General features: G+C 41.7%; 22 protein-coding genes. 15 read left to right on the top strand and 7 right to left on the bottom strand.

Going from position 1 to position 26,686, the window contains the following annotated elements; translation table 11 throughout:
• Positions 1 to 74 precede the first annotated feature (74 nt).
• From EHS11_RS18165 to EHS11_RS18175, 3 genes are read left to right on the top strand one after another with little or no spacing between them, the layout of a single operon-like run.
• A complete protein-coding gene (locus EHS11_RS18165; RefSeq protein WP_135765777.1) occupies positions 75 to 638 on the top strand; it encodes a hypothetical protein in 564 nt (187 codons plus the stop codon).
• Positions 635 to 1,582, top strand: a complete 948-nt coding sequence (locus tag EHS11_RS18170) for a histone deacetylase family protein (protein ID WP_135765778.1) — start codon at positions 635 to 637, stop codon at positions 1,580 to 1,582. The genes EHS11_RS18165 and EHS11_RS18170 overlap by 4 nt, the downstream gene beginning before the upstream one ends.
• A gap of 28 nt (positions 1,583 to 1,610) precedes the next feature.
• Entirely contained in the window at positions 1,611 to 3,593 is a 1,983-nt protein-coding gene (locus EHS11_RS18175) for an Lnb N-terminal periplasmic domain-containing protein (RefSeq protein ID WP_135765779.1), read from the top strand.
• Between the two features lie 41 nt (positions 3,594 to 3,634).
• Here the strand turns inward: EHS11_RS18175 and EHS11_RS18180 are convergent, their stop codons facing one another.
• From EHS11_RS18180 to EHS11_RS18190, 3 genes are all read right to left on the bottom strand, one after another.
• Positions 3,635 to 4,906: a lipase family alpha/beta hydrolase gene (locus EHS11_RS18180; protein WP_135765780.1), complete on the bottom strand. Its 1,272-nt coding sequence runs from the start codon at positions 4,904 to 4,906 to the stop codon at positions 3,635 to 3,637.
• 96 nt (positions 4,907 to 5,002) lie between these two features.
• On the bottom strand, positions 5,003 to 7,228 hold the full coding sequence (locus tag EHS11_RS18185) for a hypothetical protein (RefSeq protein ID WP_135765781.1): 2,226 nt from the start codon (positions 7,226 to 7,228) through the stop codon (positions 5,003 to 5,005).
• Between the two features lie 113 nt (positions 7,229 to 7,341).
• On the bottom strand, positions 7,342 to 8,946 hold the full coding sequence (locus tag EHS11_RS18190) for an NADP-dependent glyceraldehyde-3-phosphate dehydrogenase (protein ID WP_135765782.1): 1,605 nt from the start codon (positions 8,944 to 8,946) through the stop codon (positions 7,342 to 7,344).
• Between the two features lie 29 nt (positions 8,947 to 8,975).
• On the opposite strand from EHS11_RS18190, the gene EHS11_RS18195 reads away from it, so the two are divergent.
• Entirely contained in the window at positions 8,976 to 9,197 is a 222-nt protein-coding gene (locus tag EHS11_RS18195) for a hypothetical protein (RefSeq protein WP_167884473.1), read from the top strand.
• A 217-nt stretch (positions 9,198 to 9,414) separates the two neighbouring features.
• On the opposite strand, the gene EHS11_RS18200 is transcribed toward EHS11_RS18195, so the two are convergent.
• On the bottom strand, positions 9,415 to 10,221 hold the full coding sequence (locus tag EHS11_RS18200; protein WP_135765783.1) for a hypothetical protein: 807 nt from the start codon (positions 10,219 to 10,221) through the stop codon (positions 9,415 to 9,417).
• A gap of 246 nt (positions 10,222 to 10,467) precedes the next feature.
• Positions 10,468 to 13,194 (bottom strand): chitobiase/beta-hexosaminidase C-terminal domain-containing protein, encoded by a 2,727-nt coding sequence (locus tag EHS11_RS18205; RefSeq protein WP_246048045.1) that lies wholly within the window; start codon positions 13,192 to 13,194, stop codon positions 10,468 to 10,470.
• Between the two features lie 332 nt (positions 13,195 to 13,526).
• Here EHS11_RS18205 and EHS11_RS18210 point away from each other — a divergent pair, with 332 nt between their 5' ends.
• From EHS11_RS18210 to EHS11_RS18240, 7 genes are all read left to right on the top strand, one after another.
• The gene (locus EHS11_RS18210; protein ID WP_135765785.1) at positions 13,527 to 13,889 is read left to right on the top strand and encodes a hypothetical protein; all 363 of its coding nucleotides are present in this window, start codon (positions 13,527 to 13,529) and stop codon (positions 13,887 to 13,889) included.
• A gap of 47 nt (positions 13,890 to 13,936) precedes the next feature.
• The gene (locus EHS11_RS18215; RefSeq protein ID WP_135765786.1) at positions 13,937 to 14,452 is read left to right on the top strand and encodes an RNA polymerase sigma factor; all 516 of its coding nucleotides are present in this window, start codon (positions 13,937 to 13,939) and stop codon (positions 14,450 to 14,452) included.
• Positions 14,449 to 15,450, top strand: coding sequence for a hypothetical protein (locus tag EHS11_RS18220; RefSeq protein WP_135765787.1), 1,002 nt, complete (start codon positions 14,449 to 14,451; stop codon positions 15,448 to 15,450). Before EHS11_RS18215 ends, EHS11_RS18220 begins: the two co-directional genes overlap by 4 nt.
• Positions 15,451 to 15,480: 30 nt before the next feature.
• A complete protein-coding gene (locus EHS11_RS18225; protein WP_135765788.1) occupies positions 15,481 to 16,209 on the top strand; it encodes a hypothetical protein in 729 nt (242 codons plus the stop codon).
• A gap of 177 nt (positions 16,210 to 16,386) precedes the next feature.
• Positions 16,387 to 16,587, top strand: coding sequence for a hypothetical protein (locus EHS11_RS18230; RefSeq protein WP_135765789.1), 201 nt, complete (start codon positions 16,387 to 16,389; stop codon positions 16,585 to 16,587).
• 66 nt (positions 16,588 to 16,653) lie between these two features.
• Positions 16,654 to 17,832 (top strand): MaoC family dehydratase, encoded by a 1,179-nt coding sequence (locus EHS11_RS18235; protein ID WP_135765790.1) that lies wholly within the window; start codon positions 16,654 to 16,656, stop codon positions 17,830 to 17,832.
• 290 nt (positions 17,833 to 18,122) lie between these two features.
• Entirely contained in the window at positions 18,123 to 19,145 is a 1,023-nt protein-coding gene (locus EHS11_RS18240) for an MBL fold metallo-hydrolase (protein ID WP_135765791.1), read from the top strand.
• Here the strand turns inward: EHS11_RS18240 and EHS11_RS18245 are convergent.
• Together EHS11_RS18245 and EHS11_RS18250 are read right to left on the bottom strand one after the other, a co-directional pair.
• Positions 19,134 to 20,882: a DUF2079 domain-containing protein gene (locus EHS11_RS18245; protein WP_135765792.1), complete on the bottom strand. Its 1,749-nt coding sequence runs from the start codon at positions 20,880 to 20,882 to the stop codon at positions 19,134 to 19,136. The two genes, EHS11_RS18240 and EHS11_RS18245, sit on opposite strands and share 12 nt — an antisense overlap.
• Positions 20,883 to 21,674: an aldolase gene (locus EHS11_RS18250; protein ID WP_135765793.1), complete on the bottom strand. Its 792-nt coding sequence runs from the start codon at positions 21,672 to 21,674 to the stop codon at positions 20,883 to 20,885.
• 112 nt (positions 21,675 to 21,786) lie between these two features.
• On the opposite strand from EHS11_RS18250, the gene lepB reads away from it, so the two are divergent.
• From lepB to ilvB, 4 genes are all read left to right on the top strand, one after another.
• Positions 21,787 to 22,824 carry a signal peptidase I gene (gene lepB, locus EHS11_RS18255; RefSeq protein ID WP_135765794.1) on the top strand — a complete coding sequence of 346 codons (1,038 nt, stop codon included), beginning with the start codon at positions 21,787 to 21,789 and terminating at the stop codon, positions 22,822 to 22,824.
• 7 nt (positions 22,825 to 22,831) lie between these two features.
• Entirely contained in the window at positions 22,832 to 24,478 is a 1,647-nt protein-coding gene (locus EHS11_RS18260) for an LA_3751/LA_3752 family putative glycosyltransferase (protein WP_135765795.1), read from the top strand.
• A 4-nt stretch (positions 24,479 to 24,482) separates the two neighbouring features.
• Complete coding sequence (locus tag EHS11_RS18265; protein ID WP_135765796.1) at positions 24,483 to 24,695, top strand: AtpZ/AtpI family protein; 213 nt, start codon at positions 24,483 to 24,485, stop codon at positions 24,693 to 24,695.
• A 279-nt stretch (positions 24,696 to 24,974) separates the two neighbouring features.
• On the top strand, positions 24,975 to 26,681 hold the full coding sequence (gene ilvB, locus EHS11_RS18270; protein WP_135765797.1) for a biosynthetic-type acetolactate synthase large subunit: 1,707 nt from the start codon (positions 24,975 to 24,977) through the stop codon (positions 26,679 to 26,681).
• Positions 26,682 to 26,686 lie beyond the last annotated feature (5 nt).

The raw sequence follows: 26,686 nt of genomic DNA on the forward strand, positions 1-26,686 counted from the left end.
GAATGGAATGGGAAATTCAATCGAATCGAAAGATCGGATGAAAAAGTTTCAAAGATTTTATACAGCAGGCAAATATGATCGAGATTTCTAAAGACTATGAATTGAAGTCTTTTGGGCGTTTTTCAGAGGATCTTTCTATCCCGGGGCGTTTGAAAGACAGGCTACTTGAGCTGACTAGCTCTTTCAAAAAAGTGGGAAATCTTTATCTTTCTCACTTGGGGGATGATCAGAAAGTCACCGGTTTGGAAAAAAAGGAATTAGTCGAAGGATTGGAAGAGGTTTTGATTTTCGTAGTGATGCTTCGTAGAATCGATTTTGCCCCTTCCCAGGATAAGGTTTCGGTCGAAAAGTCGGAAGGGAAATTCAAGCTCGAGCTTAAGTTTGTGGAAAAGTCCCTATGGCAATTTACGGGTGTTATGCTATCGGATTATCAGATAAAAAACCGCAACTTTAAAGAATGGTTTAACGTGACTCTTTCGGATGAAATCAAAAAATTTCTGGCGATTTACGGAAGTGCCGCTGCGGATAAGGAGATCACTCCGGAAGAAAGAAAAAGTATTACTGCTCAGTTGGACAAACTCTTTCTGGAAATTGTAGAAATGATCGTTTATATAGAAAGGTTTATGTTATTTCAATGACCGACTCCCGAGCTAAAACGGCGATTGCCTTTTGTGATGAATTTTTAAAACACGATACCGGGATCGGACACCCGGAAACAAAAGGCAGATTGGAATCCATTTTAGCAAAATTGCAAAATCTTCCCTCAAGTAAATTTTTATGGCAAAAAGAAATAACCGCGGCCAGTCCGGAACAAATCGGTTTGGCTCATGATTTGAATTATATCCGTTCTTTTAAAGATGCCTCCACCACACATTCGTTTGGTTATTTTGATGCGGATACTCCTTTTTCTTCCGTCTCCTATCGTGCTGCAACTCTTGCGGCAGGAGCAGGAATCCACTTGGCGGATCGTATACTTGCAAATGAAATTCAAAACGGATTTGCTTTGGTTCGTCCTCCCGGCCATCACGCCGAGTCTACTCATGCCATGGGATTTTGTTTTTTCAATAATGTGGCGATCACAGCCAAATATCTTCAATCGAAAGGAATAAAAAGAATTTTGATTTTAGATTGGGATGTGCATCATGGCAATGGCACACAACATCAGTTTTACGAAGATGATTCCGTATATTTTATATCTTTTCATCAGTATCCTTTTTATCCGGGAACCGGAGCGGCTTCGGAAAGAGGATCGGGAAAAGGAAAAGGTTTTACTCTCAACTTTCCTCTTCCCAGAAGTTCGGAAGAATATGATTATTTAAAACTTTGGCCTGGCTTACAAAAAGAAATGGAATCGTTTCAGCCGGAATTCGTTTTGATTTCCGCAGGGTTCGACGCCCATAAGAACGATCCTTTGGGTGGAATGCAGCTGAGTACTTCATCGTTTGAAACATTCACTGTTAAGATTTTGGAAGAGGCTAAGTTGTATGCAAAGGGAAGAGTTCTCTCTTTTTTGGAAGGAGGGTATGATTTTACCGCACTTGCAGAGTCGGTGAATGTGCATTTGCAGGCATTGGCAGGGTAATACTGCACTTCATTTTCTATAAACAGATATGTCTTATAGAAAATCTTTATTTTTCGTTCTTATCCTAATCGAAGTTAGTTTTCCTTGTTTTCTTATCTCCAAAGACCAGATGGATAATGAGAAACCGGTTCATTATGATGATTTTTTACCTTCGGATCCGGATGGGAAAAAACATCTTTCTTCGCTGTTGCTCCAAATTGAAAATCAAAAAACTTACGAAGAAAAACATTGGATAAATCTAATCCGATATAAAAAAAATATTTTCGGTGTGTATATCAGTGAAGTCGATTCGGAATATTATTTTCTTTCGAATAAGGGAAATGAGAATCCTAAGAAAGAACTCTTTGCCACTCTACGAAGTTTTTTTGCAGAAGAAGACTTTGATTCCGAAGAAATTTTACATCCGCAATGTTCTTTCCCGGAAAGATACGATTGGTTGAAAAAACAATTGGGTTTTGATGCTAAGGTTTTAAAAGAAAGGAAATGCAAACGTTTTGAAGCTTGGAAAGAAGCACTCGGGGGGCAAGGTTTACGAATTGTGTTCTCTTCCTATTATATGCAATCTCCCGGCTCCATGTTCGGTCACACACTGATCAAAGTGGACTCTCAGTTCAATGAAAGTTCCGAACTATTGGATTATGGAGTTGGGTTTGCGGCAAATACCGGTGATGTAAATATCGTTTACTATATGTTTGGTGGTCTTACGGGAAGATTCCCCGGAACATTCTCCATTTTTCCTTACTACCTGAAAGTAAACGAATACAATGATTTGGAAAATCGTGATCTATGGGAATATAAATTAAATTTGGACGAAGAGGAGCGTGCCCGATTTCTCCGTCATCTTTGGGAAATGAGAAGAAGCCATTTCGATTACTTTTTTCTCTCCGAGAATTGTTCCTATCATCTATTGGGAATGTTTGATGTTGCGGGCACGAATCTGTCTTTGTCTTCGAAAGCCGGAAGTTTGGTGTCACCTGCGGATACGATCAAGTTGTATTTGGGTGAAAAAGATTTAGTAGCCGGATCTTATTACAGGCCATCCATGTATTCAAAGATTAAACAAAAGTTAGTTGCCATGACTGATTTGGAAAAGGAATATTTTTGGGACTTGCTTTCCGGGAAAGTAAATTATGCTGATTTGGAAGGAAAGGAAATTCGTAGATCGTTGGTAATAGATGCGATTTTGGAAGCATATCGTTACAAACAAATCAGATCTAAAAAAGAAGAGGAAGATCCTCTTTATGAACCGACTCTTCATTACAGAAGTAAACTGACAGATACTTATTCGCTTAATGAATCCATTCCGGTTTCCATTCCTCCCGAATTTTCACATTCTTTAAGTCGGGCCAGTGTATCTTTGGGAACTTCTTCTTTAGGAACATTCACGCAACTTCAGTACAGAGTTGCTTATCACGATTTATTGAATGCAAACAAAGGGCATTCTCCCAATTCGGAGTTGCAGTTTTTTAACGGAACCATTCGAAAATACGAATTCAAACCGATGGAATTTACTTCGATGAGTGTACTTCGCGTCTTATCACTTTCTCCTTATAATTCCTTATCGAAACATTTATCTTATCTTTTCGATGTTGGTTGGGATACGGTTTTATACAAAGAGAAAGACCCGATCCGGGACAACGATATCATCCGCAAACAAGCTGGTAATTTGGAAGGGCTTGTCGGTTATTCTTTTCAGAATGAGTTTAAGAATTTCAATCCTTCCTCCACATTTTCAGTCTTGATAGGGGGAAAGGCACAAGGGTCCGCGGTTTTTCAAAACGGAGTCAGATATGGTCCCGAAATCATGTTAAATTATTTATGGGAGATGGGGGATTGGAAGCTGCAATTGGCGAGTGGTTATTATTATTTTCAAGCGAGCCGGGAAACTGAGAGCTTTCTGAATACGGCAAAGATCCGTTATTCGATCACAAAAAATCATGAATTACGGCTTGAAGTTGCTTCGCAAAGATTATACGACGAATTACTTTTTTCTTATCAGTATTTGTTTTGATAAAAATGCTTTAAGTATTTGTTTATTTTATACCGGTTTCTTTAGGCACGTTCCGAAAAAATCTCATCCAACCATCGAAATAGTTTTTTAGAATTTAGAATTGTGAAATGATTTGCTTTTTCTATTTCCAGTGTTCGGAGTGACGGATTCAATTTTTTAGAGTACACTTTGTCCGAAAGATAGCGAAGACTTTGTTTTTCAACAATCCCATCTCCTAAAAAATTTTGAATCGGATTTTCGATCGTATCGACAAGTGAGTAGGCTTCGTAGGCATCGACTTCATCCAATTCACCGAAATATGTTTCTTGAAAGTATTGTGAAATGGGTGCCCAGAAAGATTTTTGTTCCCTGCGAATCAAACCGAACGATAGATCTTTGATGGCATCGCTGCGTAAATTTCCAATCATTCCTATGATCTTTAAAGCGGCATTCGGGCTTTTTTCCAAAATCAAACCCAACCAAAATCCGAGTTTTTCCAAATAGGAACCTCTGTTTGGTGAGGAAATAGATACTACTTTTTTGAAATTTCCGACCCAAGGTTTATTTTCTTCTTTTGCATGATACAAACAACTTCTCAGTACCAAACTACCCAGACTGTATGCCACTATATGTGGTTTCGCTTCCGGGCATTCGGTAAAAAACACATCCAATAAATACATTAGTTTTTTTCCATTCTCATGGATTGGCATTCCGTGGTTATAACGAATGTAAAGCGGGTGGATATTTTTTTTGGAAAGTTCCGTGGCAATTCCCAAGGAGCGGACTTTTCTTTTTTTATAGGGAATCCATTTTTCCAGCCAAACGGTTTCATCGGTGAACAATCCCGGTAAAAACAGAACGGATTCTTTCTGTCCCGATTCTCTGAAAGATTTCACTGCTTCCGATACGGAGATATCTTTTCCAATATCTCTGAAACTCATTTCTATTTTAGTTAGTATGATTTTTTGGTCATGAGAACTGCCGATGATACTTGAGATCACCCGATTGTCAAAGACCATTTGATTCCCTTGTCTTCCTGCGGCGTCCACAGCAAACAATGCTTTCTCGAAAGCGACATTTGTGGAGTGGATTGCCTTTTCCATTGCTTCTGTAGTTTGGTCGCCTGTTTCCCTAAGGGTAACACCTGCTTTCTTGAGTGCTTCCTTCCAATCTTCTTTGTAAAGAAATGCATTGGAAAGCAAATCCAAGCCGGCTCCGGTACTTTGCAGAGTCCCCTTTACTAATACTTTGATTCCATTGAGTAAGGACTCTGTGGAATTATGGGTGAACTGAACTGTTCTACCTGCGATGGAATGTACAATGGTTTGAATCACAAATAGAGTTTAACTGATTTTAATCTTAAATCACTGAAAAATTAGGCGAACCCGGGATTTTTTTAACAAAAACGAAAGAGATAGGTTTGTTCATGTTCAATTGAATTCTAACAGGAAGTAGGTGCCAGATAAACTATGATTTGTTCCGTCTCCGTTATTGTATCGGGTGATTTTCAAGTTTGTATTTCCCGCAGCACCACATCCGGAGTTTCGAAATTCATACGTAAGTGAAGAAGAGTCCAATGCAGTATCCTCAGCAACGGTTCCGGTTCGATTGGAAGTGATCATCATTGATTTTAAATAATCCGTCACTCCTCCGCTCGGGGTAACATCGCAGATGTTTGTTTCAGAAGTGCTAAGTGTAAAATCATTTGATTTCACAACCAAACCCGAAGGAACCGACACCGCAAAGTATTGGATGGCGATCGTTCCTTGTGTGAACCCCCTTTGGAAAGAAAGCTGTGATGTGGAAGAGAAAGCCCCGGAGGTAAAGTAATTTTGCTCTTGGCCTGTTCCTCCGTTCGGAGTGTAAGAATGATTGAAGATCAAAAATGTTTTTGAGAGGTCGACCGCTGAACTAAGAGTTGCTGTTGTGCTCGAAGCGGTGTCGGCTATAGTGGCTGTACCAGATTGCACCGTTGCTGAATGCCATTGCACGACTTGCCATTCTACAGTAGTCGCAGTACAACCATTACATGAGAAATTTAAATTGTTCGCATCGGCAAAAGATACTTGAACTTGCTTTCGATTGTCATTGGCAGCGCCTGTGGAAGTTGTTCTCACATAGGATATGATAAACGCTTTGTTTGTATTGACTGTTTGGGATAAACCTATTGTTGCTGTGCCTGAAGTTAGAACGGTGGCACCCCGTTGGACTGAAATCCCCGAACTGAAATTCATAACATAATAGTTGGTGGTTACGTTTGTACCGGATGCTCCTTTTTTCACTTCTACCTGGGTTCCTGAAGAATTGAGCTGGCAAGTAGTTGCGTTGACTATATCCGATCCTGCCGTTTGAAAATTACAAATTACAAAAGAGGTGGCAGGGTCAACAGTCGTTCCCAGGGTATAAGTGGTAGAGTTGGATGTTGTCGCTTGGTTTCCATTTTGGATATTTCCGTTGAGAGCCACGGGAACATTGTCGGTGTCAATCGAATAACCGGTGCTTGTTGTCAGAGCGTCAAAGGATATGTCTCCGTTCGGGGAAGCAGGAACCGTTGTGGCAATACTTATGGTTCCGCTTGCCACATTGATATTGGACACCGCTTTGACTTGAATGGTCTGTGCTGTGGTGCTTCCGCTTAAGAGAGTGATTGAAAAACTACCGTCCGTATCATAACTCACATCCCCGAACTTTCTTATGTTTACCTGGCTTTGCGTATAGGTGAAACTGACTGTAATATCGGAAGTAGGTGCTACGCTGGGTGCAACCGTAAAAGAATGAACTTCAGCAGGTTTCATACTGGGAGAAACAGGACTCGGAGAAAGAACAATACTTCTTGTATTGGAAGTAACCGAAGCGGAAACGGTTTTTGACTTGGAATTATAATCCGCATCGGAGCTGAATGCAATAAAACCGATGTTAACCGATTCGGTCGTATTCAAAAGCGATCTTAAATTTACGGTTTGTAAGGTTGAATAATTGGCAGGAGTGAAACTCAAGCCCGGATGGGAAGACGTCACTCCATCTACTGCCAGTTTGGCGCCGGAAAAACTCAAGGTTAAGTTTACATTATTTGTCGGCAATACATTGAGTCTGACTCCGAAGGAACCTGTTCCTCCACCATCCAAAGAAACCGTATTTACACTTGATATGATAGCCGCAGTGGCAATCTGAATGTTTACGGAAAGCGATTTGGATAGGCTATCGTAAGGGGTATCCGTACTTTGCGTAGTTAATGAAATGCTGGATGTGTCATTTGCATTATTTACCGCATCCAAACTGAAATTCTGAAGAGTATCGAAATTGTTTTCCGTAAAAGTTAAATTGACTGGAGAAACACCGGAACCATTTACACTTAGTTTGGTGGTATCAAAGGATAAAGAGACTGTTACATCATGAGTTGGTTTTGCGGAAAGTTTGACTGCCAAAGTGGTCAATGCCGCATAAGTTACTGTCAAGCCGGAGGCGCTGATCTGTATGCCTGTCTGGCGATCGACCGTAACAGGTATTTCTGTTGAACTGCTTGCGAGGGAAGATTGGCCTGTGCTCAGGAGTAAACTTAAAAAACCTGCCTGTTCCTGAGTGATTACCTTTGCACAAGATATGTACAAAGGTATTGCAATGATCAAAAAGTATCGAATCGTTTGGTTTTGGCTCATTGGATTCTCGTAGAGAAAATCTCTACATTTAAGCTAACTCTTTAGCCAAAAATAGCAATCTTTAATCCTTTTCCCCGCAAAAGAAAAAGATTAGGGAAAAACCAGGTTATGTCTTATAACTTGGTTTCGGTTCCGATAAACCGGGAAGATTTCGTTTCTACGATCTTACGGATGATTTCTTTGCTGGATTCTTCGTCTTTTGCGGCCACCAGACTTCGGATGGAAAAAGCTCTGAGCGCATCTGTTACGGAAAGAGTTCCATCAGCCGAGTCTTTTCTTCCTGTAAATGGAAAACTGTCCGGTCCCCTTTGGCATTGAGTGTTGATATTGACTCTTGCTACTTGGTTTACCAGTCTGTCAACTAACAGACCTATGGTTTTTGCGTCCTTTCCGAATATACTTGCTTGTTGTCCCATATTGGAATCCCGAACATATTCCAAAGTTTCTTCTATATTATGATAAGGGACTATGGGAACGATAGGACCGAATTGTTCTTCATGATAAACTCTGCTTTGTTTGGAAACAGGAAATAATACAGCAGGGTTCATAAAAGACTCGGTGACCATTCCGCCTTTCGAATTATGAATTTTTGCTCCTAGAGTTACCGCATCTTCGATGAGTTCGGTAAGCCATTTTGTTTTTCCTTCTTCGGGAAGAGGGGTCAGCATAATATCTTTTTCCCAAGGCATTCCTCTCTTCCAGGTTTTCAATAAGGTCAGGTATTTTTCCAAAAATGGTTCCGCTAGTTTTTCCGGAACAAAAATAATTTTAAGTGCGGTGCATCTTTGTCCATTGTAAGCAAGTGATCCCGCTAATACTTCGGGAACGACCGCATCCAAATCACAATCCTCAAGTAGGATAGCAGGATTTTTCGCATTCAACCCCAAAACAGACCGTAGGCGGTTTAATTTTGGGTGTTTTTTCGTAATGATATTTGCAGTTTGGCTTGCGCCGATAAATGCGAATACATCCACATTGCCCGATTCCATAATGGGAGAGACAACTTTGGCGCCGTCGCCGTACAATGTACTTATGACTCCTTTCGGAAACGCCTTCTGAAAGCATTCGAGTAGAGGTTCGAGGAGCAGTACTCCGAATTTTGCCGGTTTGAATACTACGGTATTTCCCATAGCGAGTGCAGGGATTAAAGTGCAGAATGTTTCATTTAACGGGTAGTTAAACGGACCCATGCAAAGCACAACTCCGTAAGGAGCACGTTTGATCTGAGCGAGGATTCCTTTTTCCGTTATAAATTTGGAAGAATCTTTTTCCATCGTTTTGAGAGCGTCGATGGTATCGTTGATATACTCAATCGTCCGGTCGAATTCTTTGATGCTGTCTTTGTGTGTTTTCCCTATTTCCCACATAAGAAAAAGGATGATTTCATCCCGCTTTGTCTGCATAAGTGAGATGAAATTTTCAATAGCAACTATTCTTTGTTCTACGGTGGACTGAGGCCATTCCCCGGCTCCCTGATTGTAAGCCTTTACAGCGGAATCAAGCGCTTCCAACGCTTCTACTTCACCAAACGAAGGATAACTGCCAAGTACCACTTGTTCCAAACCGGTTTCCGTTTCCAAAAAAATCGGAGAGAGGACTGTTTCCGTTTTTCCCACCCAAGTCCTTAATTCCCCGTTGATAAGGTAACGTTTTTGGTGTTTTGGGGAAATTTGAAATTCTTCGGGGATCAGATCCTTTTTGGGGAAAGAAAAACTCATACTTGAGAGGGTTTTGTCCCAGCTTAAAAATGCAAGGATTTCCAAGAGAGAATCCCGATACTAAAAACGTGGAAAGTTTGCAAGAGGATTCTGTGCAATGGATTGAGCTTTCGGAAAGGTTATTGCGAAAAGTTCAGGAATTGGAATGCCTAATGGAGGAAGTCCGTTCCGATATGGAGGCTTACCGCGCCGCACGGGAAGAGTGGCATATCTGGCACCAGGAATGGAAGAGAGTCCGGGAAGTCGGCTAGGCAAAAAGGCGAACTTATTTATAAAAAAATAGAAAGATTTGCGATCCGAAAGGACAAAAGTTGCGGCCCATGGTAGTTAGGACGCATTTGGTGGCGGGTTCAGTTTCCCACCCTGTAGATCAGCTTCGCTGATGATTCTTCGAATACTTCTTTGCTTCTATTGGCGAAGGAGAAGGGGCGGGGTACTAAAGATTCACAAATCCCTTCCCCGAAAAAATCAAAACACAATCCCAAACAAGATCTTCAAATACACCCCACTCGTGCTCGTATCCTTGCTTGCACGGGAACCGGATTCAAATAAGGAATTTGCTAAAAACGGTGTTGCCACATTCGGAGTGTAACTGGAAGGAAAATAAATATTCGGTTCAATGGACCGTCTCGTGCTCTCGGAGAACGACCGATAGGCGCCCATTTCAAACCCAGTCAGAAAATTTTCAAAGAATATAAATTTCAAACCGAGCCCCAGATCCAATACCAAAGGGGTTTTGTTTGCATAATGGCTTGAGTATGATTCGTATTCTCTTGTCAGCTGGTTGTAAAGAGTGTTGGTCGATGTAAACTTAAAATCCGGCATGGTCGCCATTCCGAAATTCAAATAAAGAGGCGAACTTAAGATATAGTAGTTGAGAAATAATTTGAAAAAACCTCCCTCTTTCCCCGACCTGTAGCTCTGTATGTTTTCATGATTATACGTTGCAGAGCCATACGCCGTTTTTTGGTAATTGAAATAATTAAAGGAAGCACCCACCGTAAAACTTTCATTCAAATTATAAGTCACCGAAATATTGGGAACATGAATCTCCCTACCTAACTTCCCGAAATAATCATTCGGAGCAAAATAAAAATCCATATAAACGGAAGTTCTCTTTTCCAATCGCCTTTGTTTTTGCGTTTCAAAAATGGTGTTTTCATCCGCATAAACCGAACCGCCAAAACAAAAAAACAGAACCGGATAAAAAACCAGATGGAATAACAAGTTCCGCATGCATCTGTTATGTTGTATATTGATATTTGGTTGTTTCATCCATTCTCCGTTTCCCGATGGCTCCGAAAGCATGCCATCCCTCTCATTTGGGTAAACTGCAAACATTTTAAAACTAGTTTCCCAAAGATTGCAAGAAAGGTTTACAAACAAAATGGTTTTATCAGAGAAAAGAGCAGTCGGGCGAGTCCCCTTCGGGACCGGGCTGCTCCGGGCTCCGCTTACGCTGCGGTCGTTACCGACCAAGCCCTTTGCATCCCTCTCGCTAAAATGTGATCGACTAACGAGCTACCAACGGAAGAGGGCGGGCTTGTTGCTATTGGCTCCGTTGGTTGTTGCTACGAGCAGTTTGCCAGTGGTCGGGTCGATGATCATAGATATGTATGAAAGTCCAGAGGCTGAGTTAGGTCCTTGTCCTGCCGAAATATCCGTATGAGTGCAGCTGGATCCATCCAAATTGCATTGAAATAGACTTGGTTTGTAATTGTTGGCCGCATTTATGGCCGTTACAAGCACCTTTCCTGTGATTAAATCGATGGATATCTCTGGGGAGAGGCCAGAGGCAGTGCCTTGCCCAACCGAAATATCTGTGTGGATACAGTTAGAACCATCCAAATTGCAGCGGAATAAACTTGGCTTTTGGTCATTTGCTTCGTTGCGAGTTGCAATCAGTAATTTATTCGCAATCGGATCAATTGCTGCTGAGGGGTGATTTCCTGAGTAAGCTCCTTGCCCAACCGAAATATCGGTGTGAGTACAATTGGAACCGTCCAAATTGCAGCGAAATAAACTTGGTTTGTAGTTGTTGGCTCCATTGCTGGTTACTACCAGTAATTTATTCGCAATCGGGTCAATCACTAGAGAAGGCATAGATCCTGAACCAAGGCCCTGTCCTACCGAAATATCGGTGTGAGTACAATTGGATCCATCTAAATTACATCGAAATAGGCTTGGCTTGAGATCATTTGTTACGTTACATGTTATTACTAGTAATTTATTCGAAACGGAATCGATGATAGCAAATGGATTCGTTCCTGACAGACCCCCTTGCCCCGCAGAAATATCTGTGTGAGTACAATTAGAGCCATCCAAATCACATCGAAACAAGCTAGCCCTGTTGCTATTTGTCGCATTTTGGGTTACGACTAATAATTTATTGGAGACTGTATCAAGCAGTGCAAAAGCACTGACTCCCGAATCTGCTCCTTGCCCCACGGAAATATCTGCATGGGAGCAATTAGAACCATCTAAATCGCATCGAAACAATCCTGGCTTGTTGTTATTTGCAGTATTTTGAGTTACAATTAATAGTTTCATGGAGTTGGAATCTACCAAAATGTTCGGAGAGTATCCCGAATCCGTTCCCTGTCCCGCCGAAATATCCGCATAACTTCCGGACACTGCGGTCCCCGGTGGCACCGAAGTGGTAAAAACCCTTTGTTCCTGAGAAAGTGAACTCACACCACCCACGCCATTCCTGGCTTCCACTTTTACGTAATACATAGTATCACTGGTTAAACCTGTGATTTCATAGTAAAGGTTACTAATTCCTGTTATACTGGTAGAGGAAGTGGTGACAGGACTGGATGTGCTGTAATAAACTCTGTATTCGGCAGCATTGGTAACGGGTGCCCATTGCACGAAAACTTCTGTGCCCACACCTAAAACGGAAACCTGAGAAGGAGTAGCAACAGTAGTATCCACAATGTAATTTTCACTGGAAACAGCGGATACATTTCCTGCCAGGTCGCGGGCGATGAATTTAATGTAAGTTGTTGCGAGATCTGTTGTAGCAAGAGCACTCGCATATAAAGTTCCCGAAGTAATCGCTCCTGTTGTTCCTGTGATCGCAGGATTGGTTGGAGCGGAACCGGTTTGTGAAGAGTAGGCAACTGTATCACAACCCGCTCCTCCCGCATCATTGCAAGTAAGTGAAATCGAAGCCAAATACATATAACTACCGCTTGTTGGGCTGGCTGTGACGGTAGGAGCAGTATCGTCTCTTGTGATCGTAAGTGCGTAAGAACCTACAAGCCCGTTACTCGTTCCTGTAACACAGATTCGAATCGTAGTATTTCCCAAACTTAACGCGCCCGCTGTGAAAGTCGTTGCAGTGTTCGGAACCGCCGCCGTTGCACTTCCGGTGGAAAGTTGACTTCCATCTGTACAATTTGTCCCACCGCTACGAACACTGTAAGTTCCGTCCATACTACTTGACCAGGTGAGTTGGGATGAGTTGATCGCACTACCGTTACTACTCACATAAAGGGAAGCAAGACTTGCTGTCACGGCGGGAACATTGCTATCGATCACATAGGTTTCCGTATGCGCACTTGCAGATTCCTGGTTTCCCGCCAGATCCCGGCAAAGATAACGGACAGTATACGTTCCGTTCCCTTCCGATCCGATCGTGAAAGTAGTGCTAGGTGGACTTTTTACCAACCCATTGACCGGACTGAAGCCGGGAGCGGTTCCGTTGGTAGTATAAACTATATTGCTTGGGGCGATATTGTCGGAACATAGGATCGTGAGATTTTGTGCGGAAGTGTAAGTTCCTCCCGCAGGTGTAATGACGGAAGTAGGGGGAGTCGTATCGTTTACCAATTGCCCGAGAACGGGATTGTCCACGACTCCATCTCCATTGGAATCAAAACCTTGTCCCGGAACGATCGTTACCTGGTTTCCCCCTCCGTTTGGTTGTGTTGTCAAAACGATCGAACCTCCGTTCCCAATCGTAATATAATAATCAATGACCCCATCGCCGTTGGCATCGACCCCGTTCGGAACGCTGTCTCCATCCGAATCGATTAAAATCAGGCTGGGCGGTCTGTTGTTTCCAGAGCCATCACTTGAGTTGATTGCAATTGCGTCCGCTACCCCGTCTCCGTCTATATCGACGACGGTTCCTGTGACATTTCCCTGTCCTCCGCCGAAACTGACAGTTTGTCCTGGGTTAAGCGTCTTGGGGCCGTTCGGATTTGTGGTACCTCCTCCCAATCCCAACACCATTACCATGGAAGGAGCCCAATCCTCCGGGGCGAGAGGCCCGCAATTGTAGAAAAAAAATAGCAGAAATAAGTTGAAAATATACTTGGAGCTGCGTCCGGTTAGGTTCTGCCCTCTAAAAGGAGTTAGGTATATAAATGGGCTTTGCATTGAATTTTTATTTCTAGTCCATAAATTATTTTATTTTATGTAACGATTATTACTGCTTTATTCCTTTCTGTGCTGAAAAAGGAATAAAATATTCTTTTTTTCGCATTTTATTTCTATTTTAGAGAACAGGGATTAGTTTCTCTGTTTGCTCAGAAACTTTATAAAATACCTTAAGTAAAAATGGTACCTGGATGAGAAAGACGTTATTCTTTATAATTTTCTTATTTTCGATTCCTGCTTCCGCTGACAAACTCATTCTTAAAACGGGAGAGATTCTTTTGGGGAAAATTTGGGTCTCCGATGAATCTTTTCTTTGGGTAGAAGGTCCCAATGGGATCTATCGGGTCGCAAGACAAACGGTCGCAAAAGTAGAACCAAATGAACTGACTGGCAAAAAATTACGATTGGCATTATCGGACGGTTCGGAAGTAAAAGGGCGATTCTGGGCCTGGAATTCGGAATATTTGGAGCTCGGCAGCGAAACCGGCAAAGACTTAGTGCGTTATCCATGGAATTTAGTAAATCGATGCGAATTTTTCGAAGATTCAGAATAAAAATTCCCTTTTTTCCCTCTCTCAAGGAATGAACTAGTAGAGGGCTTTTGGATCGGGAGTTTCTAAGTAAATTATTTCTAGCAAATAAGGGCGCACTTATATCCTACTTGCGTAGGTTAGGTGCTGATTTTCACACTGCGGAGGATTTGACTCATGAAGTCTTCCTGCGTTTGTACGAAAAATCTCAGAAAGGTTTGGAAACTGTTGAATCCATTCCCCCTTTGATGATGGGAATAGGTAGAAACCTTTTTCTAAGACACCTTAGGAAAGCGGGGCAAGTGCATTTGGGATTTTCCGGTGCAGAGATACCCGCTTTGGTTCAAGGTAAAAGAAGAGAATTGATACTGGTATTTAATTCTATTCTCTCTGGCGATGGTGATGAGCTTTCTGATAGGGAAAAAGAGGTTTTATATCTTCGTTTTTCCGATGGAAGGAAGCTAAAAGAGATCGCAGGGATTGTTAAGATAGATGAAAAGACAGTTCGAACTTCTTTGGAAAAAGGTGTTAAAGTGATACGGAAGGTTTTTCAAAAGGAAGGCTGGACCTGGGAGGATTGGGAATGAAACAAACTCCGTGGTGGGAATCTGACAATCCGGATGATTGGCCCAAACCTTTGCAAGAGCTTACTTGGAACTCAGAAGAGAGAAAGGCCTCTACCTCTATTCAGCGTAGAAAGTGGATAAGCTCGCTTTCTATTCTTTCTTTTCCAATTTCGGCAGCGGCGATTATCGCCGCTGCCTTTTTCCTCTTTAACGGAAAAGACAAATACCTAAATACTATTAACCAATCTGTTTTGATCACCGACGTTTATGGAAACGTAGGGATACGCCGAAACGGATCAAATGACGTTTCCGTTTTATCTCCCGGCTCCAAGCTGTTGGCAGGAGATCTTTGGATTCTTTCCGATCGGAGCAAAGTACAGATTTCTCCTTCCCCGGGGATCTCTTTGCGATTGCAAGGCCCGGGCATTGTCGCCTGGAAGGAAGTTATTTCGGAAGGGATTCCCCGTTTGCATCTTAATATCCGTTCGGGGGAGGTGGTAGTTCTGTCGGACCCAAGGGCGGCAAAATCCTTGGTTTGGGAGAGTTCTCACCAAACCTACGTTCTGCTAGGGACATTCGCCCGACTGAAGGTGGAAGGAAATTCCGATTCATTGGATGTTTGGGAAGGGGAAATCCAACTTCTTTCCAACAAAACGGGATTAGGTTCTGTCCGCGAAGGAAAATCATACCAAGTCAGTGAGACCGATGGAATTTACTCCGACAGCACTTCTTCTCTTTCTTATGCGTCTTTGCGGGAAGGGGGAATCATAAAAACGGAATTGGACCAAAAACCGATTATCGTTACCAATACTCAGGAATCCCAATCAGACCCGGATGCAAAACCTATCAGGACCTGGAAAGAACTGACCGCACTCTATGGAAATGCCGCTAAAATTAAACTCAAAGATGGAACGGAAATCATCGCCGTATGGTATGTGAAAGGTGGGAAGTGGCATCTTCTTACACCGGATGAAACCAGAATTGTGGCACCAGAATTCATTTTGTCTTTAGAAAACTAAGTATTAAAATTCCCATTCTCATATATTCCAATGAATCGAATTACAATTTTTTCCGTATTGCTCTCGTTTGGTATTTGTTTTGCGGTTTGTCCCGTCTTTTCCGAAGAAACTACGGATGATTTGCAAATGAGAGTTCTGGAGGAAGAAAACAAAGAGCTGAAACGGCAGGTCAAAGAAAAGGAAGAAGCTTCCCGGGTTTTTAAAATTAAAAAAGAAGCTTCCGAATTGCAGGAACAGGGAAACCGAAAGGTCAAAGAAAGTTCCATTGCGGAAAAAGAAGAATTGGAAAGAAGGTGGATGGCAAAAAAGAAAAGGGCGGACCAACTCCGCAAAAATTTTTTTTACCCGGGCGTTGGTTATTTCCAAGCGGGAGAGACCAAAAAAGGAATTATTTCCTCGGGGCTTTTCAGCTTATTTCTTTTGGGAGGAATTTTTTTCCAAAGCGAAGCTAACTCCAGTTTGAGTCAGGCAAAGTCCAGCAAATTACTTCCTTGGGAATACACAAAAAGCTACTCTGAGTATGAATCTTCCTATCGAACTGCCAATTTACTTTTTATCCTTGGTGCGATTACATATTCGTTTGTTATGTACGACTCTTTTCGAGCAGCAGAGGAAGAAACTCCCAAAACCGGAATCAAAACGAATGTAGGCTTTGCTCCCGTCCAAGGCAATTCTCTCTATTCTTTGGAGGGAAACCAAGCCAAACTTTCAGACCAATCGGAAATGAACGCATCGGTTCTATGGTATCTTCGATTTTGAATTTCGGGGAGGCCTCTCCCACCATTAAATTATAATATCCTAATTTTCTAAACTTAATTTTATCTATCCAGCGGGAGCGTCTCTTTTGCAAACTGAGGAGCTACGAAAGATTTACTTTTTTCCATACGCTTGATTGTAAAAAACATTTCATCCTCCGCAACAGGTTATTCAGGAGATATGGATTTTGTTTTCTCCCGTCGGCTTTCGGGCCAATCCAACTACCAAGTCGCCGTGATTTCCTATCCGGTAGTAGGTGGGGGCTCCTCGTTATTGCAACCTTCCTGTAACTTTCGGGGTGATCCTATTATATTTCCCCGCCACGGCGATAACAGTAAACTAGAGATTTCCGTCTCTAACATGAATGCGAAAGAGTCTTGAAACTTCCCTTATTTCTTTCTAAGAAAAACTCTTTTCCTCCTGCATACCCCCTAGAACCTTTGTCCCATGGTAGAAAAAGCGATGACCCCCTTCGGTGAAATAGCACCGAAAACCCCAGCCACTCTTGATAAAATCAAAAAGAACATCTATGGACGTTACCTGGAAGAATTCACAGTCGGTGATATTTATGTTCACCCCCGCCAATTCACTGTGGATCGTAGTTTCGCGCAAGAGTTTGCAACAGTATTTATGGATGCAAATCCTTTGTATCTTTCCGCAGAATATGCGAAAGCTCACGGTTTTCAGGATTTACTTGTGCCTCCCCTTATGGTGTTCAACCTGGCACTTTCCATCGGCGTACAAAATAACAGCGAGAAGGCGCTAGCTAACCTCGGTTACTACAATGCTCAATTCCTTCAACCTGTCTACCCGGGAGATACGCTTTCTTCCCGTACAAAAATCCTTGCAGTCGATGACAAAGGTCCCGACAAACCGGGGATCGTTCATGTGCGTACACTTTGTCTCAATCAAAAAAACGAAGTTGTTTTGCAATACGAAAGAAAGATCATGATCTACCAGTCCAACGGAAAACCGAAAGGAAATTCCAAACCTGGTGACAAATCCGCATTCTTTCCCGAGTCTGCGACCCCTGCCCTCAAACTTCCCAAATTGCAGTTTCCGACCGGGCTAAAGGATGTTACTTGGGGACATACTTATTTCGAAAACTTCCAACCGGGCCAGATCTATGTGCACCAAAACGGCCGCACGATCACGGATGAACATTACCAATGGACATTCCGCGTAGGAAACACTCATCCTCTTCATTACGATAAACTTTATTCCGCAGGGATCTCCGGTCCAATGGGCGGCGAACCGGTGGTATACGGTGGACTCGTGTTTGGTTGGTTAGTTGGAAACGCTTCCCGCGATATCTCCGAAAACGCTCTCTGGGAAATCGGATTCACCGAAGGATACCACACTCAACCGGCTTTTTCGGGCGACACCGTAACTAGCATTAGCCGTATTCTTTCCGTAGAAGACAAAGGAACGGAATACGGCATCCCTGCCGGCGAAGTTCAAATCCAACTCATCGGACTTAAAAATATCAAAGCAAATGATGCTCTTGATAAATTCGGCGCGGACCTATTCCTAAAAGAAAACGACAAAAAGAAATTAGGAAAAGAAAAAATTCCGGAAAAAATTTTCGAAATCGAAAGAAGACTTCTTATCAAAAAACAGCCGTAAGGTGGGCGTTGCCCAAACACATGCGGATTCCCTTCGGTATTTCTATCCGATCGGCTCCGCAGTGTTTGGGCCCAGGCTCGTCCGGACTCCGCGTGCGCTCCGGTCCCCGCCGTTTTTATAAACGGACGGGTGACTAAATCCTACCGATCCCTAACGCTAGGAATAGTCCGAATACAAAACCTGATTTCCCGACAGGAAAGAAAATCGGATTCGAATGAACTTACCGTAAAATCCGAAAAATAGGAATGAAAGTGACATATTATGTGGTACCTACTACATTTACATAATCCATGATCGTCACAACTCCCAAAAAAGTTCCTCCTATGGAAGAGATTGGAGATGAGATCTTTAAAATCGTTCTCCCTCAACCGTTTTATGCTCCCAACAATATCTACCTATTTGTAGATAACGACGGTTTGACTCTCATCGATTCGGGTTATATCGAATCCGTTCCCATGTTGCAGGCATCTCTGAAAACCAGAGGATTTTCCCTTCGGGACATTAAAAATATCATTTATACTCACAATCATCTGGATCATATCTCTTCGTCTCTGATTTTAAAATCTTACGCGCCTAAGGCGGTATATTACGGTTATCGTGCAATGCAGGATGGAGTGGGCAACTATCTGGATTCCATGCGGCTTTTCGAACAGGCGACCGAGGATTTATTCACTGTTGCTTTCGGAGATCCGGTTCAATTGGAAAAAATCATCTCCGAATCCAGAAGTGGTTGGGTCAATTTTTACAGCAAGTTTCAGGAAACAAAAAAAGGGGATCCTATCCTTCGAATCGACAAAGCGATCGACCATAACGATTCCATGGAGATAGGGGACAGGCGCTTTCGTTTTATTTATACACCCGGCCACAATCTCTATCATATTACTCCCGTGATCCAGGAGTCCGGCGTTTATTTTTCGGGGGATTTGATCATCGCCAACCTAACAGCTATTTATTCAGAAATGGATGGCAGTTTGGGAGATTACTATTTTACTCTTTCCAAACTTTTGGAAGAGCCGATCAAAAGACTGCTTCCCGCACACGGTCATGAGATAGAAGACCCGATGAGAACGATCACTCTTGTGAAAAAAACCTTATCTATTTTGGAAAAAGGTGTAATCCGAAGATTAAGAGAAAGTCCTTCCGATCTTTTGAACCTAATGGAAGCCGCCATCGGCAAAAAAGTTCATAACGGAGGTCATCTCCCTACCGCACTCGGATTGATTTATTCCATCATTAAAAAATTGATTCTAGAGGGACTCATCCGAATCGAAAAAAGAGATAGTGGGTATGAAATTTTTCACTTAAAGGAATAATTTCCAAACTTCTATCATATGTCCTTGGTAAATCAGAGCGGCTTTTTTTTCCCGAAGCCCGTCGCGTATTTTTAAAAATTCTTCCTTCGGATGAAATACCGGATCCGCAAAATTCGGGGCCATGATCACATAACAGGAATGATGGTGATCTTGTTTCGAATTTAAATCGATTCTATTTCGTTCTTGGAAACAATCTGATTCAAATAAACGAATCGGTCGAACGGGAATATCTTTCGAAACATAAAAAGACAAATTGTACTGGCTATAAACAACTCCGTCGTTCTGGATTGATTTTTTGCTTTCCGCAAGTTCTGTCCGGACAGTTCTTCCTGCTTCTTTTTCTAACAACTCAACTTCGTTCCGGATATTTTCTTTCTGAAAATGCAAAGGATAATTTCCATCCAAAGAGTTTTTATAAAAAATAAGTCCTACGATCAGAAAAAATCCCCAATAGGGAATTTCTTTTTTCTTTCTCAACCAAACAAGACCTGAAAATAATACGAAAGGGAGAAGTGTATAGGAATAGTAGGAATATATCTCATGATGCCATGGCCTGGAGGATATAGCGTGTGTTAAATATATCAAACCCCATACGATTCCTTCCGGGATAACGGAAAGTATTCCCAATCCTCCGCTCACTGCGATTTCCAAAAAAATCCTGACTGCTTTGTCCGCTCCTTCTACCTTTTTGTAATACCCCGCATACTCCCGGGACAATTCATCGGACCAGGAAACAGTAGAATTTCCTAGGATCCAGTGTGGATAAATCCAGAATGCAAATAGAAAGTATAATAAAGATAGGATTAAAATCGAAAAAGGCAAAGAATTGAATCGGATATTTTTATAAAAGGGAGTTCTTTTTTTTGAAAACCATTCGTACAGCCAGCTAACAGCCCCAAATAAACCAATGTATACTCCGATATCTTCTTTTACGGATAAAAACAAAGCCAAGCTAAAGAATAGTCCCGACCAATGATAAATCAATTTGGTTTTATTTTTATCTTGGACGGACAGATAAAAATAAAAAAATAAAGCGGAGAAAGGTAAAACCAAAATTTCAAAATGATAACTGGTTCCCAGACGGTAGATATAAAGTTGGTTGAAGAGTGCGATCCAAAGAATCCAAAATATAGTTTGCCGGGAAGGATTTCCTCTCTTTTCCGATTCTTTGTATAATAAAAATCCCCATCCGAGAAGGCCTATTACAGCATACGCATAACATCCGATTGCATAGCCCCAACGATCAGGGAACAAACTTATAAATGGCAGATAAAAAACAAGCCCTGGTGCAAAATGGTGCAATAGGTAGGATTCTTTTCCCGATTCCGAATAATACGCAGAGTGAAATCCGTTCCCTCTCAATATCTCCCGGATTACTTCATCCATCCCGATATAATCCGAGTCTTGGAATAAAAATCGGGAAGAAAAATTCTGACTGATCTCATCAAAATGAAGTCCGAAACTGATTATGTAAATCAATAGACTCAAAATGAGTACAAATCGTACAAAAATGATTTGGGAGAATAAGATTTTTAACCGATTGATAGCAAGTAGCAAAGAGGAAGGGAAAAAGAAGGTTCTCTTTGTTTTGAAATCCGAATTTCTAAAGTAAAAACAGGCTAAGGAAACAATGATACAAAAAAGAAAAAGCCCTTTTTGAAGGGGCTTATGCAATGAGTAAGGAGTGGCAAATAAAAATGCGGTTACAATACTGAATATGAAAAATAGAAATACCACCTAACGAATAAAGTACAATACCTTTCTTTCTCCGATTCTTTCTCTATTGATCTCTACACGATTGCGGTAGTAGTATCCTTTTTCGGGAAACGCCTTGGAAAAATATTCGTATACATCCATTTCAAAAATCAACATACATTCCGCCACATCCGTTGCTCCGATTTCCATGGCCTTGGAAGTATCTACCATTACATGGCGGGAATTGATAAAGTCGGGAACAATTTCAGTCGCAATCAATTCAAAATTTGTTTTTGTGATGGTTCCGCCGACGGAAGTTTTTTTGCCTCTGCTTTTTGCTTCCGAAATGATTTTTTTCGAGATGCGTGTAACTTCCGGATCATCCGGTTTTTTGTCCATGGAAGCGGAAAGATCCGACCTAGCGGCTGTTACTTGCTGCAAATCACCAAATGCTTGTGAGTCGAAAATATCCAGAAGATTTCTATACCCGGTGATTGTTTCCAAGTTGATTGCTTTTTTTAGTTTTTCAAACTCTGTGCCTGGAATCAGGTTCTTTAAAGTGGAGATAAAATTTCTAAGAGCGTATTCCGATTCCACCATGGGGGCGGAGATGCCGGCTACACCGATTTTATTGCATATTCTAATATCGTTACGTGCTTCGGGGCCGCCGATTTTAACGGAGAGGGGCAAAATCCCCTGGCAGATTTTTTGGAGTAGGGCTATTTCCCCCTCTCCCATATCCTCCGTTTCAGTTCCGGTCTTTAGGCAAACAAAGGCATACTGATCCTTCATTTCTTGAAGAGTTAAACGCAAAACAGAGAGGCTTTTTTCCATACTAAACTAAAGGGCTCCAGGTATGTTATCGGTGAAATCCCGGATTCGTACAAGCCTTTCTCGGTATTTTTCCCTTTGTTGACAGAAAATTCCGCAAATCTAGGCTCACCGTATGGGAATTTTTTCCTCCAAAACCAAGCCAAATCCTCCAAAAACCAAAAAAGAAGAGCCCCAAGAAGGTATTTTTGCATCCAGTTTTTCCTTTGCATTCATCGTAGTTCTCGTTTTTGCTTTCAAGTCTTCCATACTTGACGCCAATAATATCCCTTCCGGGTCGATGATTCCCACTCTGAAAATCGGTGATTTTCTATTTGTAAACAAGATGCGTTATTCCATTCGGATGCCTTTCACGGAAAAGGAACTCTTTCGGATTGATGACCCCAAGCGGGGAGATATCGTCACTTTTATTCCTCCCGCCACAGCACTTGCCCAGGAAGAGTCCCGCACTGGGATTTTCGCCAAACGGTTTGTTAAGCGAGTGGTGGGTTTGCCGGGAGATACGATTCGTATCACACGAAAATTCGTAGATACGAAAGACAGAGGTAGAGTTCATTTCGCATACTTCGAATACAAGCCGAAGGATGGAACAGAGTTTTTATCCTACTCTCCCAAAGAAGTTCCTATCGGAGACGAGCTTTCCGATTTGGACAATATCGATGCTTCTCAAAGAGCCCTCTTTGTAGAACAAAAACCAGGTTTCGAACATTATATTTTAGAAGGTTTTGAGGACGATCGAAGAGCACATATATTCGAATGTTGTGATTTTGTAAAAGGCCATCTGATTCAGGAAGGTCAATATATGGTGATGGGTGACAACCGTGATGATTCTCACGATTCGCGTGCTTGGGGATTTGTGGGCAGAGAAGATATTCTCGGAAAAGCACTTGTGATTTATTTCTCCATCGACTGGAAAGATTTTACCTGCGAATATAAATCAGGTAAAGAGTTGGCAGAGAAGGGAGCGGAGTTCGCAGAACGATATCATGGCGAAGAGTTGGAAAAAAAATGTCACCCTAGCGAAGTATTTTCTTCTTCTTCCTACAGATATAGAGAAGAAGAAACCCGCTTCGGTTGGATTGAACGAACTTTGAAATACAGGCTTTGGAGACTGGATGTTCGATGGGATCGGGTCGGTCGTATCTTAAACTAGTCGTCTTATGAAACAAAAGATTATTAATATCATACCATTTCTTATATTAGTAATTTTTTCTTCTTATTATATTCATAAGCGCATCAAACTGGATGGGTTAGGTATGCCCATGATTCAGTCTGATGCGCAAATCAAATACTATCAACTCATTCAGTATTCAGAAGGTGGATTGCAAAATCACAGATGTTTGTATCCGGGAAAAAGCATAGATCCGGATTATCGTTTTTTCCCTTTTGATTATACATGGGCAGTCAAAGGACTGAATAAAACTTTTCGGGAAGAATGCGTTTTCCAATACCCGTATTTTTTTACTTTGGCATCCGTTCCTATTTATTCTTTGTTTGGTGCCTTTGGACTGACATGGGTTTGTTTAATTTTGTATTTGATTACATCGTTTGTCATTTTACTTTACATCGAAAAAATCATCGGTTTGAAATCGGTCCTTTTTCGTTCTCTCTTGGCTATTATCAGTATCTCCGGTTATCCGATATATTCTGCTTATGAATATACGGAAACTACTTTGGCGGTTCTCCTTGTTTTGGTTTTTTTGTTTTACACTCTGGATCAATCTTCCGCGTCTCCTAAATTTTCTAAAAAACCTGCTATCGGATTTTTTCTAGGGCTTATCGTATCGATTGCACCATACCTTCGTTCGGAGATGTTCATTTATCTGTTTTTAGCGGGTATATTATATCTTGTTTTGCATTCGTTTCAGGTCTTCCCGCTCATTCGAAAAAATCGATTTGTTCTGATCGGATTTTTGATTGGAGTTGTTTTTTTTGCCATTTGGAACCAAATAGAGTTTGGTAATATATTTGGTGTTAGGGGACGGATTTCCTTAGGAGATCTCTCCGGTTCGGGGATGGGACGCCAGTTGGTTTTGATCAAAAGTTTCTTTTTAGGTGATTCCGAAAAATTGGGATTTCTGAAGGCGGGGGGATTACTCGTCGTTCTCGGAGTTGTTTCTTTATATTTTTGCTTCGGAGATCTTGCGACTTATCCTTTGGAAATCGTTTTTTGGAGCCTATTTGGTATTTTAAGCGTAATCATCGTTTCCGTTCTTTCTCCTTATAACCCCGGGGGATTATTTGCCGGTCTTCGATTTACGGATGTTAGTTTTTATTGCTTTGTGATCGCGTCTGCTTATTTTCTATATCATCTGGAAAACTTGAGTTCTTTTAGATTCAAAAAAGAAATCTTTATCTTTACGGGCATTTTGCTAGTTTCGCAAATTTATTTGCAAAGTCGTCTCCTCAAATCGTTTTTTCCATTGATGAATCGTGTGCAGGAATCTCAGGTTCAGTTGCTTAATATTTGGAAAGAAGGAGAAAGGGAAAATCTTCCTGTGATTCATAAAAATCTTTTTGATGCTTTGCTTATTTCCGTTTCTTATCTGAATCAATATCATTTTTTAGCAATTAACGAAGAGGAAGCGAAAGACCTTCAGGACATTCTCTATAAAAACGATTTTCCGGGGTTTCATCTTTTCTGGTTCGATGGCGAGAAACCTTATGATTATAACAGTTCCAAAAAACTTTATGATGAAAAGATTAACAATCGTTATGAGTTTCCCGCTCATCATTATCAATTGATTTCCGATAAAACCGAGTTAGGCTATCGAATCCAACGTTATCGAAAGATAGAGGATAAATAATTCAATGGATCCAAAGGATCAAAAACCGGAAGATAAATCACCTCTCGCTATGGCGGGAGTCGGGTTCGAATTTGTAACTTCGATACTGGTCTTTGTATTGGGTGGTTATTTTTTGGACGAAAAATTCGATACGAGCCCTCTTTGGTTGTTGGTAGGACTTTTTGGGGGATTTGCTTATTCTTTTTATATCCTGATCAAAAGAACAAAAGATCTCTGAAACATTTCCGATTTGTTTCTACTCACTTCAAAAAAAAAGTGACTGGATTTTCTGATAAGGAAATTCTGGTTTAGAATGTCGAATTCGAACTTTTGCAATCTAAGCTTGTTCAGCCAAGATCCCGCAGAAGTTTCCTATGTACTCACCACTTCTCTCGTCTTAGTCGTCGTCACTCATCCAAATAGTCTTAGCTTTCCGTCGTTATAAGCTTTCCCCTTTGGGGACTTCCCGCCGGATGGAAAGCCTTTTCGCGGGAAGAAAAATCCTAAGGACTATTTTATGCAAACCTCTATTACTGTTTCTGAATATTGTATTCGTTTTTTCGAATCCAAGGGAATTCGCTTTCTTCCCGGATTGCCCGGGGGCACCATCTTACCGGTGTACGACGCTTTGGCGAAGTCTTCGCTCACTCATGTTCTTGCACGGCATGAACAAGGAGCCGGTTTTATTGCCCAAGGGATAGCTCGGACAACGGGGGAGGTGACTCCGTTTTTGATTTCATCGGGTCCCGGGGTTTCCAATGCAATCACTGCGGTAGCCGATGCTTTCCGGGATTCCGTTCCAATACTTGTGATATCAGGTCAAGTTCCTACATGGCTCATCGGTACCGATGCGTTTCAGGAATTGGATACTCTTTCCATTGTCCGGTCCATCACCAAACGGGCGTATTTGGTTACAGATCCGAGCCGGTTTCCAGAGATTCTGGAGGAAGCATTTTCGCTTTGCAAAGAAGGAAGACCAGGCCCCGTTTGGATTGATCTTCCTAAAGATATTCAGAACTCACTGATTGGCGATTTTAAAGAAAAAGGATCGATTCCGAATGAGCATGAAGATAAAAAAATCCTTTCAGAAGATCCATCAAGGGAATTGATTGATGGTGCGACGGAGTTATTGAAAAATAGCAATAAACAGTTGTTATATATTGGAGGAGGGGCCGTAAAATCGGAAAGGCTGATTCGTAAAATTTCCGATCAATTTCGAATCCCGGTAGTGTCCACATTGATGGGGCTTGGTATATTTTCCGAAGAAGATGAATTGTATTTGGGAATGATGGGGATGCACGGAACTGCCGCCGCAAATGAAGCATTAAGAGATTGCGATCTATTGCTTGCATTCGGAGTAAGGTTTGACGATCGTGCTACCGGCAATTTAGAATCTTTTTGTAAAAATGCCAAAGTTATTCATGTAGATATTGATAAAAGGGAAATCAATAAAAATCGAAAGGTTGATTTGTCTTGGAATGGAGAACTTTCTTCGTTTTTGTTTGCCTGGATTTCCGATTTGGAAACTAATTATGAAGCTTCCAACAAAGACTGGTTAAGTGAAATCAGCAGGCTTAAAAGTAATTTGGCACCACCACCAAACAAAATTCATTCGCTTGTGAGATCCGTCGCAAGTTCGATCAATGAGGATGCTTTTATTCTTACCGACGTAGGCCAACATCAAATGTGGGTAGCCCAAAGTTACCCGTTTCAAAAGCCCAATTCATGGATTACTTCCGGCGGACAAGGTACAATGGGTTTCGGTTTACCGGCTTCCATCGGAGTTGCACTTGCCAATCCGGGTGCAACTGTTCTTTGTTTTACGGGAGACGGCTCTATTATGATGAATTTGCAGGAGCTTTCCACTTTGAAAGAATGGAATTTGAATGTGAAAATCATTCTAGTCAACAACGGACATCTGGGGTTAGTGCGGCAGCAACAGGAACTTTTTTATGAAAATAGAAAGTCGGGAAGCAAATTTGAATTTCAGCCGGATTTTCTCCGCTTGGCAGAAAGTTTCGGAATTGAATCGGCAAAAATTCATCTGAAAGATAATTTCGTTTTTTTCTCGGATTGGTTTTCCAAAAAAGCTCCGTCGTTTTTGGAAGTGATTGTTCCGGAAGAAGAAGGCGTTTATCCTTTTGTTCCTGCTGGTAAAGCGAACCATGAATATCTACTGGCTGCTGGAACAAATTGGAAAGATGTAGTAGAGAAAAGTCATTGAGTGGC

Source organism: Leptospira ilyithenensis (genome assembly GCF_004771005.1).
GTDB classification, from domain to species: domain Bacteria; phylum Spirochaetota; class Leptospiria; order Leptospirales; family Leptospiraceae; genus Leptospira_A; species Leptospira_A ilyithenensis.